Consider the following 18,609-nt stretch of genomic DNA (forward strand, 5'->3'; position numbering starts at 1 on the left):
AATATATATTATGCGAATGGAGGAAGCATCCTGATGACCACGACCGAGGACCTCGCCCAGCGTCTTACCGACGCTCACAAGGCCGGCCGCCACGACGTCGATCCGACGCCCTATTCCACGATCGACCGCGACACCGTCTTTGACGTGCAGCGGCGCGTGATGGCGCTCCTTGGCGAGACGCCCGGCCTCTACAAGACCGGCGTCGCTCCGGACGACGGGCTCGGCGTCGTCGCGCCGATCTACAAGTCGCACTTCGGCCAGTCGGGCGACTTCAAGCTGCCGCAGGCCAACGTCATCGGACTCGAGCTCGAGATCGGCCTGGTGCTCGACCGCGACCTCGACCAGGCCACGGCGCAGCGCGATGAGCTCGAGATCATCGAAGCCATCGACTACTATTTCGTCGGCATCGAGGTCTGTGGCACGCGGTTCACCGACCGTGCCGCGGCCGGCTATAATGGCGGTCTCTCGGACGGTATGTCCCATCTGGCTTACGTCATGAATCCGGATCATCGCGATCTCGGTGGCGACATCCACAATTTCGACGTCGAACTCGAGTTCGCCGGCCAGCGCATCCATTTGGCGCCAGCCAAGCACTCGTTTGGAAACGTTCAGGCATCGTTCATCGCCTATGCCAAGAACCAGCAGCCCCACTGTCCTTTGAAGGCTGGTACGATCATCACCACCGGTTCGCTCTGCGGCCTCGTGCCGGTCAGCGGCACCGGTCATGTCGTCGGGCGGCTGGGCAACCATACCGTCGAATTCGACATCGTCTGACCCGAGGGATTCCAGATGCAGCCGTCCCGCGACATTTCCCGCCTGATCGAGATCATGGCGGCCTTGCGCAACCCCGATGGCGGCTGCCCCTGGGACCTCGAACAGACCTTCGAGACGATCCGGCACTACACGATCGAAGAGGCCTATGAAGTCGCCGACGCCATCGAGCGCAAGGATTATTCCGACCTGCGCGAGGAACTCGGCGACCTCCTGCTCCAGCCCGTCTACCACGCACAAATGGCTCAGGAACAAGGGCTTTTCGACCTCGGAGACGTCGTCTACGCCATCACCGAAAAGCTGATCCGGCGCCATCCGCACGTGTTCGGCGAGGAAGCCGCGCGCAGCGCCGGCGGCGCCAAGGCCAAGTGGGATGAGGTCAAGGCCGACGAGCGCGCCAAGAAGGCCGAGAAGAAGCAGGTCGAGGCCTCGATCCTCGACGACGTGCCGCACGCCCTGCCCGGCCTCGCCCGCGCCGAAAAGCTCTCCAAGCGCGCCGCCTCGGTACAGTTCGACTGGCCCGACTGGCGCCAGACGCTGGCCAAGGTGCGCGAGGAACTGGACGAGGTCGCGGCCGCCGCCGAAGCCGGCAACGCGGCCGATATCCATGAAGAACTGGGCGACCTGCTGTTCGCGGCCGCCAACCTTGCCCGCAAGCTGGGTGTCGAGGGCGAGTCCGCCTTGCGCGACGCCAACGTCAAGTTCGATCGGCGCTTCCGCTATGTCGAGGCCCGCGCCAAGGAAGACGGTGTTGCGCTGGCTGAGGCCGGGCTCGACAGGCTCGACGGCTACTGGAACGAGATCCGGGCCAAGGACAATTCAGGCGGCGTCTAGTCCGTCGATGCGACCGGCAAAGCGCTGCGCGAAGCTACTAGTATAGCGCGGATCGACCCGCACCTCGTAAACCTGCCCGTCATCGTCGGGCTCGGCCTTCCCCAGGATCTCGGCATGGCCGTAGAGCCAGGCGATATCGGCGCCGGCCGAGTGCGGCACCTGCACCTTGTAGGTCCGCCCCTGCCCGCCCAGCACCTGCTCGATGGTTTCGAGCAGCGCCGGCAGCCCTTCACCAGTCTGGGCCGACACAGCCACGGTCGCCGCGACTTTGCCCAGCGGGCTCATCGTCGCCAGCGCGGGGTGCGTGCCGTCGGCGTCCTGCTCGAGCAGGTCGATCTTGTTCCAGACCTCGATGATCGGCGTCGTCTCGGCCGAAACACCGAGCTCTTCCAGTACCTTGAGCACGTCGGCCGCCTGCGCGGCGTGGTCGGGATTGGCAACGTCGCGGACATGCAGGATCACCTGCGCTTCCAGCACCTCTTCCAGCGTGGCGCGGAAGGCGGCGATCAGGTCGGTCGGCAGATCGGAGACGAAACCGACGGTGTCGGACAGCATCACCTCGCGGCCGTGCGGCAGCTCGATCTTGCGCACCGTGGTATCGAGGGTCGCGAACAGCAGATCCCTGGCGAACACCCCTGCCCCGGTCAAGGCATTGAACAGGCTCGACTTTCCAGCGTTGGTGTAGCCAACGAGCGCCACGACCTGGAACGGCACGGCGTCACGACGGCCCTTTTGCTGACCGCGCGTTTGTTTAACTTTATCAATGCGTTCTTCAAGAAGCTTGATGCGGTCCTGCAGCTGGCGGCGATCGCTTTCCAGCTGCGTTTCGCCGGGGCCGCCCATGAAGCCGAAGCCGCCTGAGCCGCGCTGGCGTTCGAGGTGGGTCCAGCTGCGGACCAGCCGACTCTTCTGGTAGTTCAGGTGCGCCAGTTCGACCTGCAGCACGCCTTCTCGGGTCGCTGCGCGTTCACCAAAAATCTCGAGGATCAGGCCGGTGCGGTCGAGCACCTTCGCGCCGGTTTCCTTCTCGAGGTTGCGCTGCTGGATCGGGTGCAGCGCCGCATCGACGAGCAGCAGTTCGACCTCGTCCTCCTTCACCCGGCGGGCGAACTCGGCGACATGGCCGCCGCCCACGAAGGTCGCCGGCTTGATCTCACGCACCTTGGCGATCTCGGAGAACACGATCTCGACCCGGATGGCCGCCGCAAGGCCCTCGAACTCGGCCTGCCGGGCCTCGATCGAATGGCCAGTGGCACGACCGCGCACGTCGGGTACGACGAGCCCGACGCGGGTGGGCGCGGTACGCTGATCTATGAATGCCTTCGGGCCGCCCTTGTGGGCGGCCTCGTCGTCGAAATCGTCTGTCATTCAGGCGCTATCAAGCTTGGTCGGTATGCTCGGGATCGAAGAGCTGGATCGGCGCACCGGGCATGATGGTCGAGATCGCATGCTTGTAGACCAGCTGCGATTGTGCGTCCCGCCGCAAGAGCAGGCAGAAGTTGTCGAACCAGGTGATGACCCCCTGCAGCTTCACCCCGTTCACGAGGAAGATCGTGACCGGGACCTTCTGCTTGCGAACGTGGTTGAGGAAGGCATCCTGAAGGTTCTGAGTCTTTTCGCTGGGCATTCCTGGCCTCTTATCTGTGTCGAACGGCAGCCTGACGCCCCGTCCCGTGTTATCGACCAGAGCTCCTAGTAGCCCTGCCCGATCCGCCTTCGTGCTCCCATCGCGGAGCAACTATGGCATAGAAAATATCGCGTTGCCTACCCGGCCGAACAAGGCCGGCTAAAGCCCCAGCGACTTGATCTTGCGATGCAGTGCACTACGCTCCATGCCAACAAACTCGGCGGTCTTGGAGATGTTGCCGCCGAAACGCTCGATCTGCGCCATCAGGTACTGCCGCTCGAACACCTCGCGGGCGTCCCGCAGCGGCAGGCTCATCAGGTGGGCCGAGGAGTCGCTGTCGCCCACCGTGGGCAGCACCTCGCCGATATCGGGCGGCAGCAGAGCCGCAGTGACCACGCCGTCGGCCGGCGCCTGGTCCTTGATGAGGATCAGCAGCCGCTCGATCGAGTTGCGCAGCTGGCGGGCGTTGCCCGGCCAATCCTGCGCCTGCAGCACCGCGACGGCATCGGGACCGATGGTCAGGGTGCGCAGGTTGTGGAGGCGGCAGACCTGCTCGATGAACACTTCCACCAGCGAGGGAATATCCTCGCGCCGTTCCTTCAACGAGCTGAGCTGGAGCGGCACGATCGAGAGCCGGTGGAACAGATCGGAGCGGAACTGGCCCTGCTCGATCAGCGTGCCGACATTCTGCGAGCTCGACGAGATGATCCGGACGTCGATGGGCACGGCGACCGTACCGCCGACGCGGTTGAACTTGCTCTCGACCAGCGTGCGCAACAGCGCCTGCTGCGCTTGGGCCGGCAGCGTCGCCACCTCCGAGAGATAGAGCGTGCCGCCATGAGCGCGCTCGAGTGCACCGACTTCCGTGCGTAGCGTTCCGGTCTTTTCGCGCGTCTCGCGGCCGAACAGAACGACCGAGACTTCGTCAGGCGAGTAGAGCGAGCAGTTGATCTCGACGAACGGCGCCTGGGCCCGGGCGCTCTTTTCATGGATCAGTCGGGCCGAGAGGCCCTTGCCGGTGCCCGAGGAGCCCGAGATGAAGATGCGCGAGTTGGTGGGCGCCGACTTCTCGATCAGCGAGCGTACGGCCTGGATTGCCGGCGAGTTGCCGACCATCTGAGCCGCCTTGTTCGAACGCTCGCGCAGATCGGCCACCTCGTTCTTCAGGCGAGCCGATTCCATGGCGCGCTGAGTGATCAGCAGCAGCCGGTCTACCTTGAACGGCTTCTCGATATAGTCATAGGCGCCGCGGCGGATGGCGCTGACCGCGGTTTCGACATTGCCGTGACCCGAGATCATCACCACCGGCATGTCCGGGTGCTGGCTCTGGAACTCGTCGAGCAGCTGCAGGCCGTCGAGGCGGCTGCCCTGCATCCAGATATCGAGAAATACCAGGCTTGGCCGGCGCTTCGCGATCTCGTTGAGCGCCGAGTCCGCGTCGTGGGCCTGGCGGGCCTGGTACCCCTCGTCTTCCAGAATGCCCGCGATCAGGTCGCGGATATCGTCCTCGTCGTCGATGATCAGGATATCGAGGGCCATCAGGTGTTATCGACCGCTTGCAATTGCGGCTCCTCTTGCTGTCCGCCGTCAGGTTTTGCCCCACCCGCCGTATCGTCAGTCGCTGTTGCGGTCGCGGCCTGCTGCTCCGCTTCCGTGGTCTCGGGAGCCTCGGGCTCCGCGTCGTCTTCGCCGGGCCGCTTGCGCGGCAGCGTGAAGGTGAAACAGGCGCCGACGCGCCCACTCTCGTCAGGCTCGGCGTCGACGAGGTCGACTCTGCCGCCGTGCTGTTCAATGATCTTTGCGACGATAGCAAGACCGAGGCCGGTGCCTTTCTCGCGCGTCGTCACGTAAGGCTCGAGCAGGCGCTGCCGGTTTTCCTTAGGCCAGCCCTTGCCGTTATCGGAGATCGAGAGGCGCACCATGTCGCCCTCTTCCGCCGCGGCGACGGTGATGACCGGGTTCTTGATCCCTTCGAGTCCGGCGCCTTCGATCGCTTCCACCGCGTTCTTGATCAGGTTGGTGAGAACCTGGCTGATCAGCCGGTTGTCGAACCAAGCAACGATCGGCGCCTCAGGAAGCTCCATGTTGATCGCAACTTCCGGCAAACGCACGCTTTCGAGGAACACGGCCTGCCGCACCGCATCGGTGAGATTGCCCTTCTCGAGCTTGGCTTCCGGCATGCGGGCGAAGGAGGAGAACTCGTCGACCATGCGGCCGATATCGCCGACCTGGCGCACGATGGTGTTGATGCATTTGTCGAAGATGTCGAAATCGTCGGCGAGCTTGGATGCATAGCGCCGACGCAGGCGCTCGGCGCTGAGCTGGATCGGGGTCAGCGGGTTCTTGATCTCGTGCGCGATGCGGCGGGCGACATCGGCCCAGGCGCCGGTGCGCTGGGCGGACAGGAGATCGGTGATGTCGTCGAGGGTCACGACGAAGCCTTTGGACTCGGTCATCGTGCCTTCGCGGGTCAGCTGGACCTGGTAGGTGCGGTAGTCCGGGCCGGAGCCGATTTCGATCTGGTCGCGGATGGTACCGCGGCGGTTGGATTTTGCCCGCTCGAAGATCGGCGCGAGCGCCGGTATGACGTCGTCGATGCGCTTGCCGACCAGAGAGATTTCGTCGGTGCCGAACATCTCGGCAGCGCGCAGATTGACCAGCGTGATGCCGCCGAACGGATCGAGCCCGACGATGCCGGCCGAAACGCCCTCCACCACGGCCTCGGTGAACTGGCGGCGCTTCTCGTTGGTCTCGTTGGCTTCGACGAGGGCGACGCGCTGCGACCTGAGCTGCTGCGTCATGGTGTTGAAGCGGTTGGACAGGTCGCGCAAATCGCCCTTGCCCGGCAGCACCGGCACGTGCACGTCGAGGTCGCCATCGGACACGCGGCTCGAGGCGATCATGAGGTTTCGGATCGGGTCGACAAAGCGGTTGGCAAGGGCGATGCCAATCCACACCGCGGCGAGCAGCAGCACCAGGGCGAGACCGACATACATGAGCGTGAAGGTGATCTGGAAGACCAGCCGATTGCTCTCGTAATTGCGATACTCGGTGATGTTCTGGTCGGTGAGGCGGGTAAACTCCAGCACCTCGGGATCCACCGGGCGCGCCACGAACAGATAGGTATCTTCATAGCCACGCAGCTTCACGACCGAACCGACGAGGTTGGTACGGCCAGGAGCGATCTCGGTGGGCCGGCCTTCGACCACGCCTTCGGTGAGGCCGGGTGGCACGCGCGGGGCGGTGCCGGGAGCGTTGATCTGGGCGCGCATGAGCGTGTCGCCATCGGCCGAGATCAGCGAGGTGAACGGCAGCGAACGGGTGACGGCCAGCGCCGTCAGGATGCGCTGGAAGCGCTCGCGGTCGGTCTCGAAGGTGCCGCGCGCCTGCTCCAACTCGTTGGCGACCCAGATGATGTCGTCGCGCAGCACCTGCGAGTGCTCGAGCAGGTAGGAACGTGCCACGAGGCGCGAGCTTTCGACCATGGTCCGCGTGCGCTCGGAGAACCACTGGTCGAGCCCCTGGTTCAGCGAGATCATGGCGACGACGGCGACCAGCAGCGCCGGGACGGCCGCAATGGAGGCGAACATGGCGACCATGCGCACCTGCAGCGCCGCGCCGGGCTGGCCCTGCAGTCGCGATTGGGCCAGCAGCGTCGCCTCGGTGAGCACCAGGGCAACCACCGACAGCACGAGCAGGCCGTTGACGATCCAGATGATGGTCCAGACCTCGGGCGTAGGCTCGATGTCGCTGGCGCCGGTCATGATCAGGAACGAGCCGGACGATACGAAAACCGAGAGCAGCACGACGATGAGGCCGATGGTGCGGATCACCTTGCGGCCGGTATCACCGAACATGACGGGCCGCGTGCGCGCTGCTGCCACCGTCGACACGGACGGTTCGGACAGTGCTTCGCTGGTCAGCGTGGCGTCGTGCAATCCGGACTCGGGTTCAGGAGACTCGTCGCCGGCGCTCTCTCCCCGGCAGCGTGACCCTCTAGCTCAATTGGTGCAAAAATGTGACACCGTGGGAGGAGTGCCACACTCCCTCCCTACCCGCATTGATGCATTTTCGCAACAACACGTCTGAGCGTAACCCAATTCGTGAACGATCAGCCCTGCCGGCGGGACTGCTTTACGATCTCGATCGAGTGGGCGCGGATCTTCTTGCGCAGCGTATTCCGGTTTAGCCCGAGCAGGTCGGCCGCCCTGATCTGGTTGCCCCCACACGCGTTGAGCGCCATGGCGATGAGCGGCGCCTCTACCTTGTCGATGACACGCTGATAGAGACCGGCGGGCGGCAGGTTTGGTTCGAATTCGCGCAACAACTGCGCGACGTGAGTCTCGACAGCCGTGGACACATCGACCGGCCCGGTTGCGGTAGCGACCGGCTGGCGGTCCGCGAGGTTGAGCTCAGACTGGACGATCTCGACCGAGATATTCTCATCGGCATAAAGCGCGGCGAGGCGGCGGACGAGGTTCTCGAGCTCGCGGATGTTGCCCGGCCACGAATAGTTCTGCATCAGCCGGATGGCGTCGGGCGAGATGGTCTTGAGCGGCTCGCCCTCGCGCTGGGCGGCGCGCAGGAAGTGCTGCACGAGATCGTTGATGTCGTCGATGCGCTCGCGCAGCGGCGGCAGGCGGATCGGCACGACGTTGAGCCGATAGTAGAGGTCCTCGCGGAACAGGCCCTGCCGGATCATCTGGCCCAGATCGCGGTGCGTCGCGGCGACAATGCGGACGTTCGACTTGATCGGCGTGCGGCCGCCGACCATCGTGTACTCGCCTTCCTGCAGCACACGCAGCAAGCGGGTCTGCGCGTCCATCGGCATGTCGCCGATCTCGTCGAGGAACAGAGTGCCGCCCTCGGCCTGCTCGAAGCGGCCGGACGAGCGCGCGGTGGCGCCGGTGAAGGCGCCCTTCTCGTGACCGAACAATTCGGCCTCGATCAGGTCGCGCGGGATGGCTGCCATGTTGATGGCAACGAAGGGGCCGTTGCGGCGCTTGCCGAAATTGTGGAGGGCGCGGGCCACCAGTTCCTTGCCGGTGCCGCTCTCGCCGGTGATCATCACCGTGAGGTCGGTCTGCATCAGGCGCGCCAGCGCCCGGTAGATGTCCTGCATGGCCGGGGAGCGGCCGACCAGCGGCATGGTCTCGCCGGGATCATCGGCTTTCTTCTCGGCGTTCGTCGCCTTCTTGGAGTCGGCGAGGGCGCGCGCGACGACCGACAGCACCTCGGCGATGTCGAAGGGCTTTGGCAGATACTCGTAGGCGCCCACTTCGTTGGCGCGGATCGCCGTCATGAAGGTGTTCTGCGCGCTCATCACCACCATGGGCAGGTCCGGGCGCAGCTTCTTGATCTTGGGCATGATGTCGAAGGCATTGCCATCCGGCATCGAGACGTCGGTGATCAGCAGGTCCCCTTCCCCGCGGCTCACCCAGTTCCACATGGTCGACATGTTGCCGGTGGGGCGAACCTCGTAGCCCGCGCGAGTCAGCGCCTGGTTCAGCACCATGCGGATCGCGGCATCATCATCGGCGAGCAGCACAGTGTGGCTCATTTGGCCAGAACCTCGTTGTCGTCGGTTTCAAGCATCGCGGCCTTGGTCGCGACGGGAAGAAGGATGCGAAAGCGGGTGCGGCCGGGACGACTGTCCATGTCCACGACGCCGCCATGGTCGCCGATGATCTTGGCGACAAGCGCGAGGCCGAGGCCCGAGCCGTTCGACTTGGTGGTGACAAACGGGTCGAACAGGATCGGCACCATGTCGGCGGGAACGCCGGGGCCGTTATCCTCGATGATGATCTCGATGGGCAACGAGATGCGCTCGGACACACCCTGCACCGAGATACGAATGCCAGGCCGGAACGCCGTCGAAAAACGAATCTCCGGTTTCGGTGTGCGCTCAAGGGCTTCTGCAGCGTTCTTCACCAGATTGAGGAAGACCTGAATCAGCTGATCGCGATTGCCGGCGACGGGTGGCAGCGACGGATCATATTCCTCGTAGAGGCTGATGCCCCTGGCGACGCCGTTCCTGGCCAGCAGTTTTACGCGGTCGAGGACGACATGGATGTTGATCGGCTCACGCTCGAGCGGGCGGTCGTCGCCGAACACCTCGACGCGATCCATGAGATCGACGATGCGGTCGACTTCGTCGCGCACCAGGCGGGCGAGCGGCAATTCCTCCGCTGTGACGGACTGCTCAAGCAGTTGAGCCGCGCCACGGATGCCCGAGAGCGGGTTCTTGATTTCGTGGGCGAGCATGGAGGCGAGGCCGGTGACCGAACGGGCAGCGCCGCGGCTGACCAGCTGGCGGTCGATCTTGTCGGCCATCGTGCGCTCCTGGAACAGCAGCGCGATGCGGCCGTCCGAGTCGGACAGCGGTGAGGCGAAGACATCGACGATGCGGTCGTCCTGCTGCTCGGTGAAGCGCGAGGAACCGACGCGAACGCGATACTCGGTCATCGGGCCGCGGCGATCGGCGACGGCCTGCATAAGGCCGATGATCGGCGAGCCGAAGGCGATGAGGTCGTCGAGGCGCTGGCGCGACAGTACGCTCATCGAAGCGCCGAAGAAGGCCTCGGCAGCGTAGTTGACGAAGACGATGCTGCGATCCTCGCCGCATACGATGATCGGTTGCGGCAGAGCCTGCAGCACCGCCGTGCTGAGGGCCGGGACAGGCGCCTTGCTCATGCGGCGAGCCTCCAGTCGGCAGCGTAGATCGTGTCGATCATGGAACCGACATCGGCTGGATTCTCGGCATTGAGCAGCCGGTTCCGCTCGGGTTTATCGAGCACGATGCCTGCGGCCTCGAGATACCAGTCGAGATGCTTTCTGGCGACGCGCACGCCGATATGGGTGCCGTATTCGGAGAGGATGTCCTCGTAGTGCTCGCGGACGAGCGCGGCGAGTTCTGTGCCCACAGGCGCCGGTGCGACTACCCTGCCCTCAAGCGCGGCGCCGATCTGGCCGACGGCCCAGGGACGGCCTTGCGCGCCGCGACCGATCATCACGGCGGCGGCGCCGGACTGGCGAAGAGCCTCCTCAGCGGCCTCGGTGCTGACGATGTCGCCATTGACGACGACCGGAACATGGACGGCCTCGACCACGGCGCGGACGAGGTTCCAGCGGGCGGTGCCCTTGTAGAACTGCTGGCGGGTGCGGCCGTGGACGGTGATCATCCTGGCGCCCGCATCGACGGCGCGGCGGGCGAGATCGGGCGCGTTCAGCGAGTCGTCGTCCCAGCCGAGGCGCATCTTCACGGTCACGGGCAGCGGAGTCGCAGCGACTGTGGCGTCGATCAGCTTCAGCGCCTCGTCAGGCACGCGCATCAGGGCCGAGCCGGCATAGCCGTTGGTGACGCGCTTGGCCGGGCAGCCCATGTTGATGTCGATGATGTCGGCGCCGGCGGCGTAGGCAATCTCGGCGCCGCGCTTCATCCACTCGGCCTCGCAGCCGGCGAGCTGGACGACATGCGGCAGCGCGCCGGACTTGCCGAGCTTGCGCACCATCTCGTCCTGCCCGGTGGCGAGGGCGTTGCTGGCGATCATTTCGGACACGACAAGGCCGGCGCCGAAACGCTCCGCGAGGCGGCGCATCGGCGCGTCGGTGATTCCGGCCATCGGCGCCAAAAAGGCGCGATTGCGCAAGGCGTGATCAGCAATGCTCAACGTGCAGGCAAACTCAGACAACCGCTGCCCCAGATTTGCTCATTTCCAGGAAATGCCCGCAGAATAGTCAAAAATCCATCGTGTGCAACCACGTATCGCGCGGACTTGGCCTGCGCCGGGCGCGGCTCTTGCCCCGGTGCAACGCCGCCGATAGAGCTTGCCCGCACTAACGGGCTTGCTTGAAACGACAATGACACGTTCGCCGTCAATCGCCGTCATCGTGGTGGCCGCCGGGCGCGGCGAGCGCGCCACTGCTAGCGGAGACGCCAGCCCGAAGCAATATCGTCGGCTGGGGGGCAGGCCTGTGCTGGCGCGCACCATCATGGCTTTCCTCGCTCGGCCCGATATCGGCTTCGTAGTCCCCGTGATCCACGCCGGCCATGCGGAGATGTATGCGGCGCTCGGGCTCACGGATGACCGACTGCTGCCACCGGTGACGGGAGGTGCGCAGCGGCAGGCCTCGGTGCTTGCCGGGCTGCAGGCACTGGCGCCGAAGCGCCCCGACCTGGTGCTGATCCAGGACGCAGCCCGTCCATTGGTCGACGACGCCGTCATTGCCGGAGTGATCGGAGCGTTGGCCGGGAGCGATGCGGCCCTGCCCGTGGTGCCGGTGACCGATACGATCAAGCGCTCGCTCGATGGACGGACGGTGACGGCGACCGAGGATCGGCGGACGCTGTTTGCGGCGCAGACGCCGCAGGGGTTCCGGTTCCCGCAAATTCTTTCCGCGCACCTGCGGGCCGGCCAGATGCCGCACGAGTTTACCGACGACGCGGCGATTGCCGAATGGGCCGGGCTTACCGTGGCGCTGACGCCGGGGAGCACGACCAACATCAAGATCACCCATCCCGAGGATTTCGCGCGGGCCGAGCGCCTGCTGCACGGAGGCAGGACCATGGAAACGCGCGTCGGCACGGGCTTCGATGTCCATCCGTTCGACGAGGGTAATGCCGTGTGGCTGGGGGGCGTCGAGATCCCACACACGCATAAGCTCAAGGGACACTCGGACGCCGATGTGGCGCTGCATGCCCTGACCGACGCCATCTATGGCGCGCTCGGCGAAGGCGATATCGGCAAGCATTTCCCGCCCTCCGATCCGCAGTGGAAAGGGGCGGCGTCCTCGATCTTTCTCGGCCATGCAGCAGGGTTGGTGACCGAGCGCGGCGGACGGATCGTCAACCTCGACGTCACGATCGTGTGTGAGGCGCCGCGGGTGAACCCCCATGTTGAGGCGATGAAGGCGGCTATCGGCAAGGTCACGGGCATCGGCCCCCGCCGCATAGCGGTCAAGGCAACGACCAGTGAAGAGCTGGGTTTTGTCGGACGGCGCGAGGGTATTGTCGCGATGGCCACCGCCAGCATCGAACTGCCGCGCGAGGATTGAGATGAAACTGCCCGACGACATTGCCTCCCTTGCCGCCGAGACCATAGCAGCGCTGCGGGCCAAGGGGATAACCGTGGTGACGGCGGAGAGCTGCACCGGTGGGCTCATCGCGGGGGCGCTGACGGCGGTGCCGGGTTCGTCCGAGGTAGTCTATGGTGGCTTCGTCACCTATGCCAACGAGGCCAAGATCGGCATGATCGGCGTGCCCTACGCCATGCTCAAGCAGTATGGCGCGGTATCGCGGCATGTGGCCGAAGCGATGGCCGAGGGTGCGCTGGGGACGGCCGGCACGCATATGGCGATCGCGGTGACCGGGATTGCCGGGCCAGATGGCGGCACGGCGGAAAAGCCGGTCGGGCTGGTGCATTTCGGGCTCGCGACCATCGACGGCACGCAGCATGTCCAGCATGTGTTCCCGGGCAACCGGGATGAAGTGCGGCACGCTACCGTGGTGACGGCGCTGAACATGCTGTTCGAGGCGGCGCGCTAGCGTATCAGTACGGTTTCGACGTCCCGGGCGTAGTCGGCCCAGCTGCGCGGCCTGTAACTGGCTGCTACATGGGCCGTGCGGGCCGTGAGGTAGTCCGGATCGGTGACGACGCGGCGCAGTTCGGCCAGCCAGCTGTCCGGATCGTCGAGCGCAGCGTGGAATGAGAGCCCCTGCCCTGCTTCCGGCAGCGAGGTATTGTCGGCGGCCAGGCAATAGCGGCCGAAGGCGAGCGCCTCGGTGATGGGGAGGCCCCAGCCCTCAGCCATCGACGGGAACAGCGTGCAGCGGGCATTGGCGTAGAGCCAGGCCAACTCGCCGTCGCTGGCATCGGTGATGACGGTGGCAAACTCGTTCCAGCCGTCTTGCGCCTCCAGCTCGTGGAGGAGGCTCGGATCGTTCAGCGTGCCGCAGAGCACCAGGGCTGGGGTGCGGGTCCCGAATTCGCTGTGGAGGCGCTGCCAGAGCCGGACGGCGAAGCGCTGGTTCTTGCGCAGCGCGAAGCTCGAGGTCATGAGCACGAACGGGCGCGCAGCCAGTTGGGTGAGCCGCGGGGTCTCGGCCGGCGGTGTTGCCGGATCGAGGCCGGGCGGCAATGCAACGGGATGGATCGTCGGAGCCGGCAGCCCGTGTTCGGCGAGATAGCGTTCGATGTCCTGCGCGACCCAGCGGGACGGTGTAAGCAAGCTGGAACTGAACGACAGCGTGTCCCGCAGCCACGGCTCGAACAGTTCGTGGAGAAATTCGACCGTGATGTCGGGCCGGCGCAGCGGGATGATGTCGTGCACCATGGTGACGACCCGCACGCCGCGCTGCGCCAACTCATGCAGGTGGACACGCTCGGCGGGCGACCAGGTCTTCATCCCGACGGAGAGGTAGAGGTCGCCGGCCTGCGGCGTCAGCTGCTCGCCGAGCAGGCGGCGGAAGGCCAGAGCAACCTTCAGCCGCTGCAGCGGGCGGAGCAGCCGTGCCATCGGCGAGGCGGTCTCCGATCGCTTGCCCAGATGCGGCAGAGCGCGCATGGCGGTCAGTGCCCTGGTGGAGACCGCGCGATATGCATCGCTCCGTCGGTCATGGTACACGCCGACGCCGTGCGGCCTGGCCTCGAAGTGCCGCAGCAACTCCTCGTTGACGCGAGTAACGCCGGAAGGCGGCAGGTGCCGGCGCGCGATCAGGAATCCGGCGTCCACGAAAATGCGGGGACTTTGATCGTTGTCAGGCATGCCGTCCGTCGCTAGTCATTGGTTGTGCTCAACTATTTGAAGTTTGTGGCGGGTTGGAAGCACATCCCGCTGCAGTCGTCTCGATTCTCGCTGCAGAGTGGCCTCTCGCCGCTGTTCCGCACAGCTGGCACCGTGGCGGTGGTCGGCAATGGACGGCTGTGCGCCGGTCAAGCGGCCGGAATCAGGGCCTGCGATACGGTTGTCCGCTTCAACATGGCGCCCAACGCCGGCGCTGCAAGCGGTGGGTACCGGACGGACGCGCTGGTGCTCATCAACCACGACTGGCGGCGGATGGCCCGGCATTCCTGGCAGATCAACCTGCCGGTGGTGCTGGCAGCCAGGGAGGTCTGGCTGCCGATCGAGCCGCAACTGGTGGACGAACTCGACGGAGTAGCGCCCGGGAGGGGCCCGAATATCCGGAACTACAGCCACAGCATTCTCGAGCGGCACGGCCGGTTCAAGCCGGTGCGCACGGTTCCGGCGCAGACCTACCGGGAGCTGGCGCGCGAGGTCGGCCACGATGGCGGTGTGCCGAGCAGCGGGCTGATCGTTGTGAGCTACCTGCGGCAGCACTATCCAGCGGCCCGGCTCCATCTGTTCGGCTTCGGTCACGCTGGCATCGACGTGCATGCCTGGCAGATCGAGCGCGCCATCGTCGATCGCATGATCAGCGATGGCGGTGTCGTCCGGCATCCGGTTGCGGACTAGCCGAAGCGGCGGTCGGCTTCGTCTTCGAAGGCATCGATGATTTCGTCCTGCTTGGCGACGAATGCCGGCTCGGCCACCGCAGCGACCAGCGGATTGGAGATCTTGAAATCGATGTCGAAGCGGATGCGGGTGCCCTCGCCTTCCGGCGTGAAGGTCCACTTGCTGTCCAGATAGGCGAACGGCCCGTCGGTCGCCTTGGCGGTAATGGTCATCGTCTCCGGATCGGCGACCACGCGGCTGGTATAGGCCTGCGTGATCGGGCCGAAGGTGATGGTCATCCGCGCCAGCAGGCCTCCGGCTGCGTCGTCGCGCACCTCCATGGCCTTACAGTTGGGAATGAACCGCGGGTAGGACTCGAGGTCCGAGACCAGATCGAACATGCGTTGCGGCAGGTGTTCGGAGTGACGCTCGATGAACAGGTCAGGCATGGGCGAGCTTGGCCATCCTTGCAGCGCGGAGCTTTTCGAAATCCTCGCCGGCGTGGTGCGAAGAGCGGGTGAGCGGGCTCGATGAGACGAGCAGGAAGCCCTTGGTCTCGGCCACGGTGGCGTAAGACTTGAACTCCTCGGGGGTGACGAAGCGGTTGACCGGGTAGTGCTTCTTGGTCGGCGCCAGGTACTGACCGATGGTCAGGAAATCGACGTCAGCCGAGCGCAGGTCATCCATCAACTGCAGGACCTCGTTCCGCTCCTCGCCGAGGCCGACCATGATGCCGGACTTGGTGAACATGGTGGGATCGAGTTCCTTCACGCGCTGCAGCAGGCGGATGGAGTGGAAGTAGCGGGCGCCCGGGCGGACCTTCAGGTACTTCGAGGGGACCGTCTCGAGATTGTGGTTGAACACGTCGGGCTTGGCCGCGACCACGATCTCGAGCGCCCCTTCCTTGCGGAGGAAGTCGGGCGTCAGGATCTCGATCGTGGTCTTCGGAGTGCGGGCGCGGATGGCGCGGATCACCTGAGCGAAGTGCTCGGCGCCGCCATCGGGCAGGTCGTCACGGTCGACCGAGGTGATGACGACATGCGCGAGGCCGAGCTTTTCGACAGCGTTGGCGACGTTCTCGGGTTCCATCGGATCGAGCGCGGTCGGCAGGCCGGTGCGCACGTTGCAGAAAGCGCAGGCGCGGGTGCAGATCTCGCCCATGATCATCATGGTCGCATGCTTCTTGGACCAGCACTCGCCGATATTGGGACAGCCCGCTTCCTCGCACACGGTGACGAGGTTGTTCTCGCGCACGATCTGCTGGGTCTCCTTGTAGATGGGAGAGCCCGGCGCCTTGACGCGGATCCAGTCCGGTTTGCGTAGCATCTCGTTTTCGGGCCGGTTGGCCTTCTCGGGATGGCGCGGACGGGAGTCGGTTCTGTCGATCAGGGTGACCAAGGAGATATCCTAGCCGGCAATGAGCCGGGCAATGATGACAACAATGATGGCGCCCACCGTCGAGGTGATGATCTGCGTGACGATGGGGCTCTTGATGCCGAGGTTGATATTGAGGGCAGCGAACAGGTAGCCGCCCACGAACGACCCAATGACGCCGCTCACGAGGTAGGTGATCAGCCCACCGCCACCGACGATCAGGCTGGCGAGGAAGCCAGCCACGACGCCGATCACGAGAAAGATCACCAGTGCGCGGGTATCCATGCGACCCATTTGTAGTTCTCCCCCAATTTGCTTTTCCGGCAGTCCCATCGTTCTTACCCTCATTTGCCCCGTATCGATATCGCGTTCGGGCATAGCCGGTTCAACCCCGGCGACGGGCGGGCTCAGTAACAGTAGATCGTGACCAGCTGGTCGGCGCCAAGCGGCCGGTAGGTCAGATCGGACAGGTCGGCGCCGAGCGGTGCGTCGGCCAGCACCTGCGGGCCGTTCGGGCCATCCTCGAAGATCTGCAGGCGCAGGGTCCGCGCGTTGACGCGGTAGACGAGGACGTCGACAGGCACGTCGCCGAATTTGGCGAGGCGCTTGTACTCACGCTCCTTAGGCTCGGCCTTGTAGGCGAGCACCGGGAGCGTCGAGGGCTCGAGGTCGCGCACCGCGGGCTGGGTCCCGAGCTGGGTCGTCACCGCGCCGGCGCAGGTCACGCTGGTCGCCGAGCTGTCGACCGCCAGGGCGGGCGCGGACAGCGCGGCGAGGACCAGGGCTGAAGCGATGGCGCGACGCATGGCTATTTGGCCACCACCCGGGCAACGAGGATAACCAGCAGCGCGCCGAGCGTGGCGGTGACGATGCTGGAGACCCAGACATTGTCGATGGGCAGGCGGATGCCCGCGAGGTTCAGCACGTAGCCGCCGACGAACGAACCGATGACGCCGACGATCAGGTTGCGCAGCAGCCCGCCGCCGCCAAGCACGAGGCTCGCCAGCCAGCCGGCGAGCAAACCGATGGCGAGGAAGACGATCAGCGGCGTGATGTCGTTGGGCAGGCCGGGAATGTCGGCGGGCGGCACCATTAGCGGGCTCCTCAGATGTTCAGGGCGCGACCGTAGGCGTCGAGCACCGATTCCTTCATCGTCTCACTGAGAGTCGGATGCGGGAAGATGGTGTGCATCAACTCTTCCTCGGTGGTCTCGAGGCCCATGGCGACGACGAAGCCCTGGATCAGCTCGGTGACTTCGGCGCCAACCATGTGGGCACCGAGCAGCTCGCCGGTCTTGGCATCGAAGATGGTCTTGACGAGGCCCTCGGGCTCGCCGAGCGCAATGGCCTTGCCGTTGCCGACGAAGGGGAAGCGGCCGACCTTGATGTCCCTGCCCTGCTCCTTGGCCTTGGCCTCGGTAAGGCCGACGCTCGCGACCTGTGGCTCGCAATAGGTGCAGCCCGGCACTTTCAACTTGTCGAGGCCGTGCACGCCCTTGAGGCCGGCAATGGTTTCAACCGTGATGACGGCCTCATGCTCGGCCTTATGGGCCAGCATCGGCGGGCCGGCGACGTCGCCGATGGCCCAGATACTCGGCACGTTGGTGCGGCCGTAGTGATCGATGACGATGGCGCCGCGGTCGATCTTCACCCCCAGCGCCTCAAGCCCGAGGTTTTCGCTGTTGCACTGCACGCCGACCGCCGAGATCAGCGCATCGGCAGCAATCTGCGACTTCTCACCGGTCTTGGGTTCGACATGGGCGACGATGCCGTCCTTGGTCTTTTCGACCTTGGCCACCTTGGCGTCGGTGATGATCTTGATGCCGCGCTTCTCGAAGCGCTTCTTCACATGGGCGGCGATCTCGGCATCCTCGACCGGCAGGATGGTCGGCAGCAGCTCGACGACGGTCACTTCGGCGCCCAGCGAGCGGTAGAAGCTCGCGAACTCCATGCCGATGGCGCCTGAGCCCATGATCACGAGGCTCTTGGGGAACTTCGCCGGCTTCATCGCCTCGAAATAGGTCCAGATTTTGTCGCCATCGGGCTCGATGCCGGGCAACACGCGCGGCCGGGCCCCGGTGGCGATGATGATGTTCCTGGCCTTGTAGGTGCCTTCGCCCAGCGCATTCTTAGGGATCGGGCCCTGGGGCTGGACGATCTGCTTTTTGGTCGGCGCCACCTTGATCTCGGTCGGCGAGGTCAGCACGGCCTCGCCCCAGATGATGTCGACCTTGTTCTTCTTCATGAGGAACTGGACGCCATTGTTCATCTGCGCCGCGATGCCACGCGAGCGTTTGACGATGGCTTCGAGGTCGAAGCCGAACTCCGTGGCGGTGAGGCCGTAGTCCTTGGCGTGAGCCATGTGGCCGTAGACTTCGGCCGTGCGCAGCAGGGCCTTGGTGGGAATGCAGCCCCAGTTGGAGCAGATGCCGGCCATGTGCTCGCGCTCGACGATCGCGGCCTTCATGCCGAGCTGCGCGGCGCGGATGGCCGCGATATAGCCGCCGGGTCCGGCGCCGATGACGATGAGGTCGTATTGGTCAGCCATCTGGA

At 65.3% G+C, this 18,609-nt stretch carries 19 protein-coding genes; 5 read left to right on the forward strand and 14 right to left on the reverse strand.

Going from position 1 to position 18,609, the window contains the following annotated elements; genetic code table 11:
* Nucleotides 1-33: 33 nt before the first annotated feature.
* On the forward strand, nucleotides 34-774 hold the full coding sequence (locus AC3A6I_RS09290) for a hypothetical protein (protein WP_487543403.1): 741 nt from the start codon (nucleotides 34-36) through the stop codon (nucleotides 772-774).
* Nucleotides 775-789: 15 nt separating this feature from the next.
* Nucleotides 790-1,605 carry a nucleoside triphosphate pyrophosphohydrolase gene (mazG, locus tag AC3A6I_RS09295; protein WP_487543404.1) on the forward strand — a complete coding sequence of 272 codons (816 nt, stop codon included), beginning with the start codon at nucleotides 790-792 and terminating at the stop codon, nucleotides 1,603-1,605.
* On the opposite strand, the gene hflX is transcribed toward mazG, so the two are convergent.
* The 7 genes from hflX to dusB all read right to left on the reverse strand — a co-directional run bounded on the left by hflX (nucleotide 1,591) and on the right by dusB (nucleotide 10,902).
* Complete coding sequence (gene hflX, locus AC3A6I_RS09300) at nucleotides 1,591-2,973, reverse strand: GTPase HflX (RefSeq protein WP_487543405.1); 1,383 nt, start codon at nucleotides 2,971-2,973, stop codon at nucleotides 1,591-1,593. The two genes, mazG and hflX, sit on opposite strands and share 15 nt — an antisense overlap.
* Before the next feature lie 10 nt (nucleotides 2,974-2,983).
* A complete protein-coding gene (gene hfq, locus AC3A6I_RS09305; RefSeq protein WP_487543406.1) occupies nucleotides 2,984-3,232 on the reverse strand; it encodes an RNA chaperone Hfq in 249 nt (82 codons plus the stop codon).
* Nucleotides 3,233-3,391: 159 nt separating this feature from the next.
* Nucleotides 3,392-4,771 carry a nitrogen assimilation response regulator NtrX gene (gene ntrX, locus AC3A6I_RS09310; RefSeq protein WP_487543407.1) on the reverse strand — a complete coding sequence of 460 codons (1,380 nt, stop codon included), beginning with the start codon at nucleotides 4,769-4,771 and terminating at the stop codon, nucleotides 3,392-3,394.
* Complete coding sequence (locus AC3A6I_RS09315; RefSeq protein WP_487543408.1) at nucleotides 4,771-7,170, reverse strand: sensor histidine kinase NtrY-like; 2,400 nt, start codon at nucleotides 7,168-7,170, stop codon at nucleotides 4,771-4,773. The genes ntrX and AC3A6I_RS09315 overlap by 1 nt, the downstream gene beginning before the upstream one ends.
* Nucleotides 7,171-7,343: 173 nt before the next feature.
* A complete protein-coding gene (gene ntrC / locus AC3A6I_RS09320; protein WP_487543409.1) occupies nucleotides 7,344-8,792 on the reverse strand; it encodes a nitrogen regulation protein NR(I) in 1,449 nt (482 codons plus the stop codon).
* A complete protein-coding gene (locus tag AC3A6I_RS09325) occupies nucleotides 8,789-9,925 on the reverse strand; it encodes a two-component system sensor histidine kinase NtrB (RefSeq protein ID WP_487543410.1) in 1,137 nt (378 codons plus the stop codon). The genes ntrC and AC3A6I_RS09325 overlap by 4 nt, the downstream gene beginning before the upstream one ends.
* A complete protein-coding gene (dusB, locus tag AC3A6I_RS09330) occupies nucleotides 9,922-10,902 on the reverse strand; it encodes a tRNA dihydrouridine synthase DusB (protein ID WP_487543411.1) in 981 nt (326 codons plus the stop codon). Before dusB ends, AC3A6I_RS09325 begins: the two co-directional genes overlap by 4 nt.
* Before the next feature lie 190 nt (nucleotides 10,903-11,092).
* Between dusB and AC3A6I_RS09335 the strand changes: the two genes are divergently transcribed.
* Nucleotides 11,093-12,286: a bifunctional 2-C-methyl-D-erythritol 4-phosphate cytidylyltransferase/2-C-methyl-D-erythritol 2,4-cyclodiphosphate synthase gene (locus AC3A6I_RS09335; protein ID WP_487543412.1), complete on the forward strand. Its 1,194-nt coding sequence runs from the start codon at nucleotides 11,093-11,095 to the stop codon at nucleotides 12,284-12,286.
* Between the two features lies 1 nt (nucleotide 12,287).
* The gene (locus AC3A6I_RS09340) at nucleotides 12,288-12,776 is read left to right on the forward strand and encodes a CinA family protein (protein ID WP_487543413.1); all 489 of its coding nucleotides are present in this window, start codon (nucleotides 12,288-12,290) and stop codon (nucleotides 12,774-12,776) included.
* On the opposite strand, the gene AC3A6I_RS09345 is transcribed toward AC3A6I_RS09340, so the two are convergent.
* Nucleotides 12,773-13,996, reverse strand: coding sequence for a glycosyltransferase (locus tag AC3A6I_RS09345; RefSeq protein WP_487543414.1), 1,224 nt, complete (start codon nucleotides 13,994-13,996; stop codon nucleotides 12,773-12,775). The two genes, AC3A6I_RS09340 and AC3A6I_RS09345, sit on opposite strands and share 4 nt — an antisense overlap.
* Before the next feature lie 18 nt (nucleotides 13,997-14,014).
* Here AC3A6I_RS09345 and AC3A6I_RS09350 point away from each other — a divergent pair, with 18 nt between their 5' ends.
* Nucleotides 14,015-14,704: a glycosyltransferase family 29 protein gene (locus AC3A6I_RS09350; protein WP_487543415.1), complete on the forward strand. Its 690-nt coding sequence runs from the start codon at nucleotides 14,015-14,017 to the stop codon at nucleotides 14,702-14,704.
* Here the strand turns inward: AC3A6I_RS09350 and AC3A6I_RS09355 are convergent.
* From AC3A6I_RS09355 to lpdA, 6 genes are all read right to left on the reverse strand, one after another.
* Nucleotides 14,701-15,132, reverse strand: coding sequence for a type II toxin-antitoxin system RatA family toxin (locus AC3A6I_RS09355; protein ID WP_487543416.1), 432 nt, complete (start codon nucleotides 15,130-15,132; stop codon nucleotides 14,701-14,703). The two genes, AC3A6I_RS09350 and AC3A6I_RS09355, sit on opposite strands and share 4 nt — an antisense overlap.
* Nucleotides 15,125-16,081 (reverse strand): lipoyl synthase, encoded by a 957-nt coding sequence (gene lipA, locus AC3A6I_RS09360; RefSeq protein ID WP_487543417.1) that lies wholly within the window; start codon nucleotides 16,079-16,081, stop codon nucleotides 15,125-15,127. Before lipA ends, AC3A6I_RS09355 begins: the two co-directional genes overlap by 8 nt.
* Before the next feature lie 9 nt (nucleotides 16,082-16,090).
* Nucleotides 16,091-16,342 (reverse strand): GlsB/YeaQ/YmgE family stress response membrane protein, encoded by a 252-nt coding sequence (locus tag AC3A6I_RS09365; RefSeq protein WP_487545008.1) that lies wholly within the window; start codon nucleotides 16,340-16,342, stop codon nucleotides 16,091-16,093.
* Nucleotides 16,343-16,464: 122 nt separating this feature from the next.
* A complete protein-coding gene (locus tag AC3A6I_RS09370; RefSeq protein ID WP_487543418.1) occupies nucleotides 16,465-16,863 on the reverse strand; it encodes a hypothetical protein in 399 nt (132 codons plus the stop codon).
* 2 nt (nucleotides 16,864-16,865) lie between these two features.
* Nucleotides 16,866-17,150, reverse strand: a complete 285-nt coding sequence (locus AC3A6I_RS09375; RefSeq protein WP_487543419.1) for a GlsB/YeaQ/YmgE family stress response membrane protein — start codon at nucleotides 17,148-17,150, stop codon at nucleotides 16,866-16,868.
* A gap of 11 nt (nucleotides 17,151-17,161) precedes the next feature.
* The gene (gene lpdA, locus AC3A6I_RS09380) at nucleotides 17,162-18,604 is read right to left on the reverse strand and encodes a dihydrolipoyl dehydrogenase (protein WP_487543420.1); all 1,443 of its coding nucleotides are present in this window, start codon (nucleotides 18,602-18,604) and stop codon (nucleotides 17,162-17,164) included.
* Nucleotides 18,605-18,609 lie beyond the last annotated feature (5 nt).

Source organism: Devosia sp. Soil_C_22 (assembly GCF_057657195.1).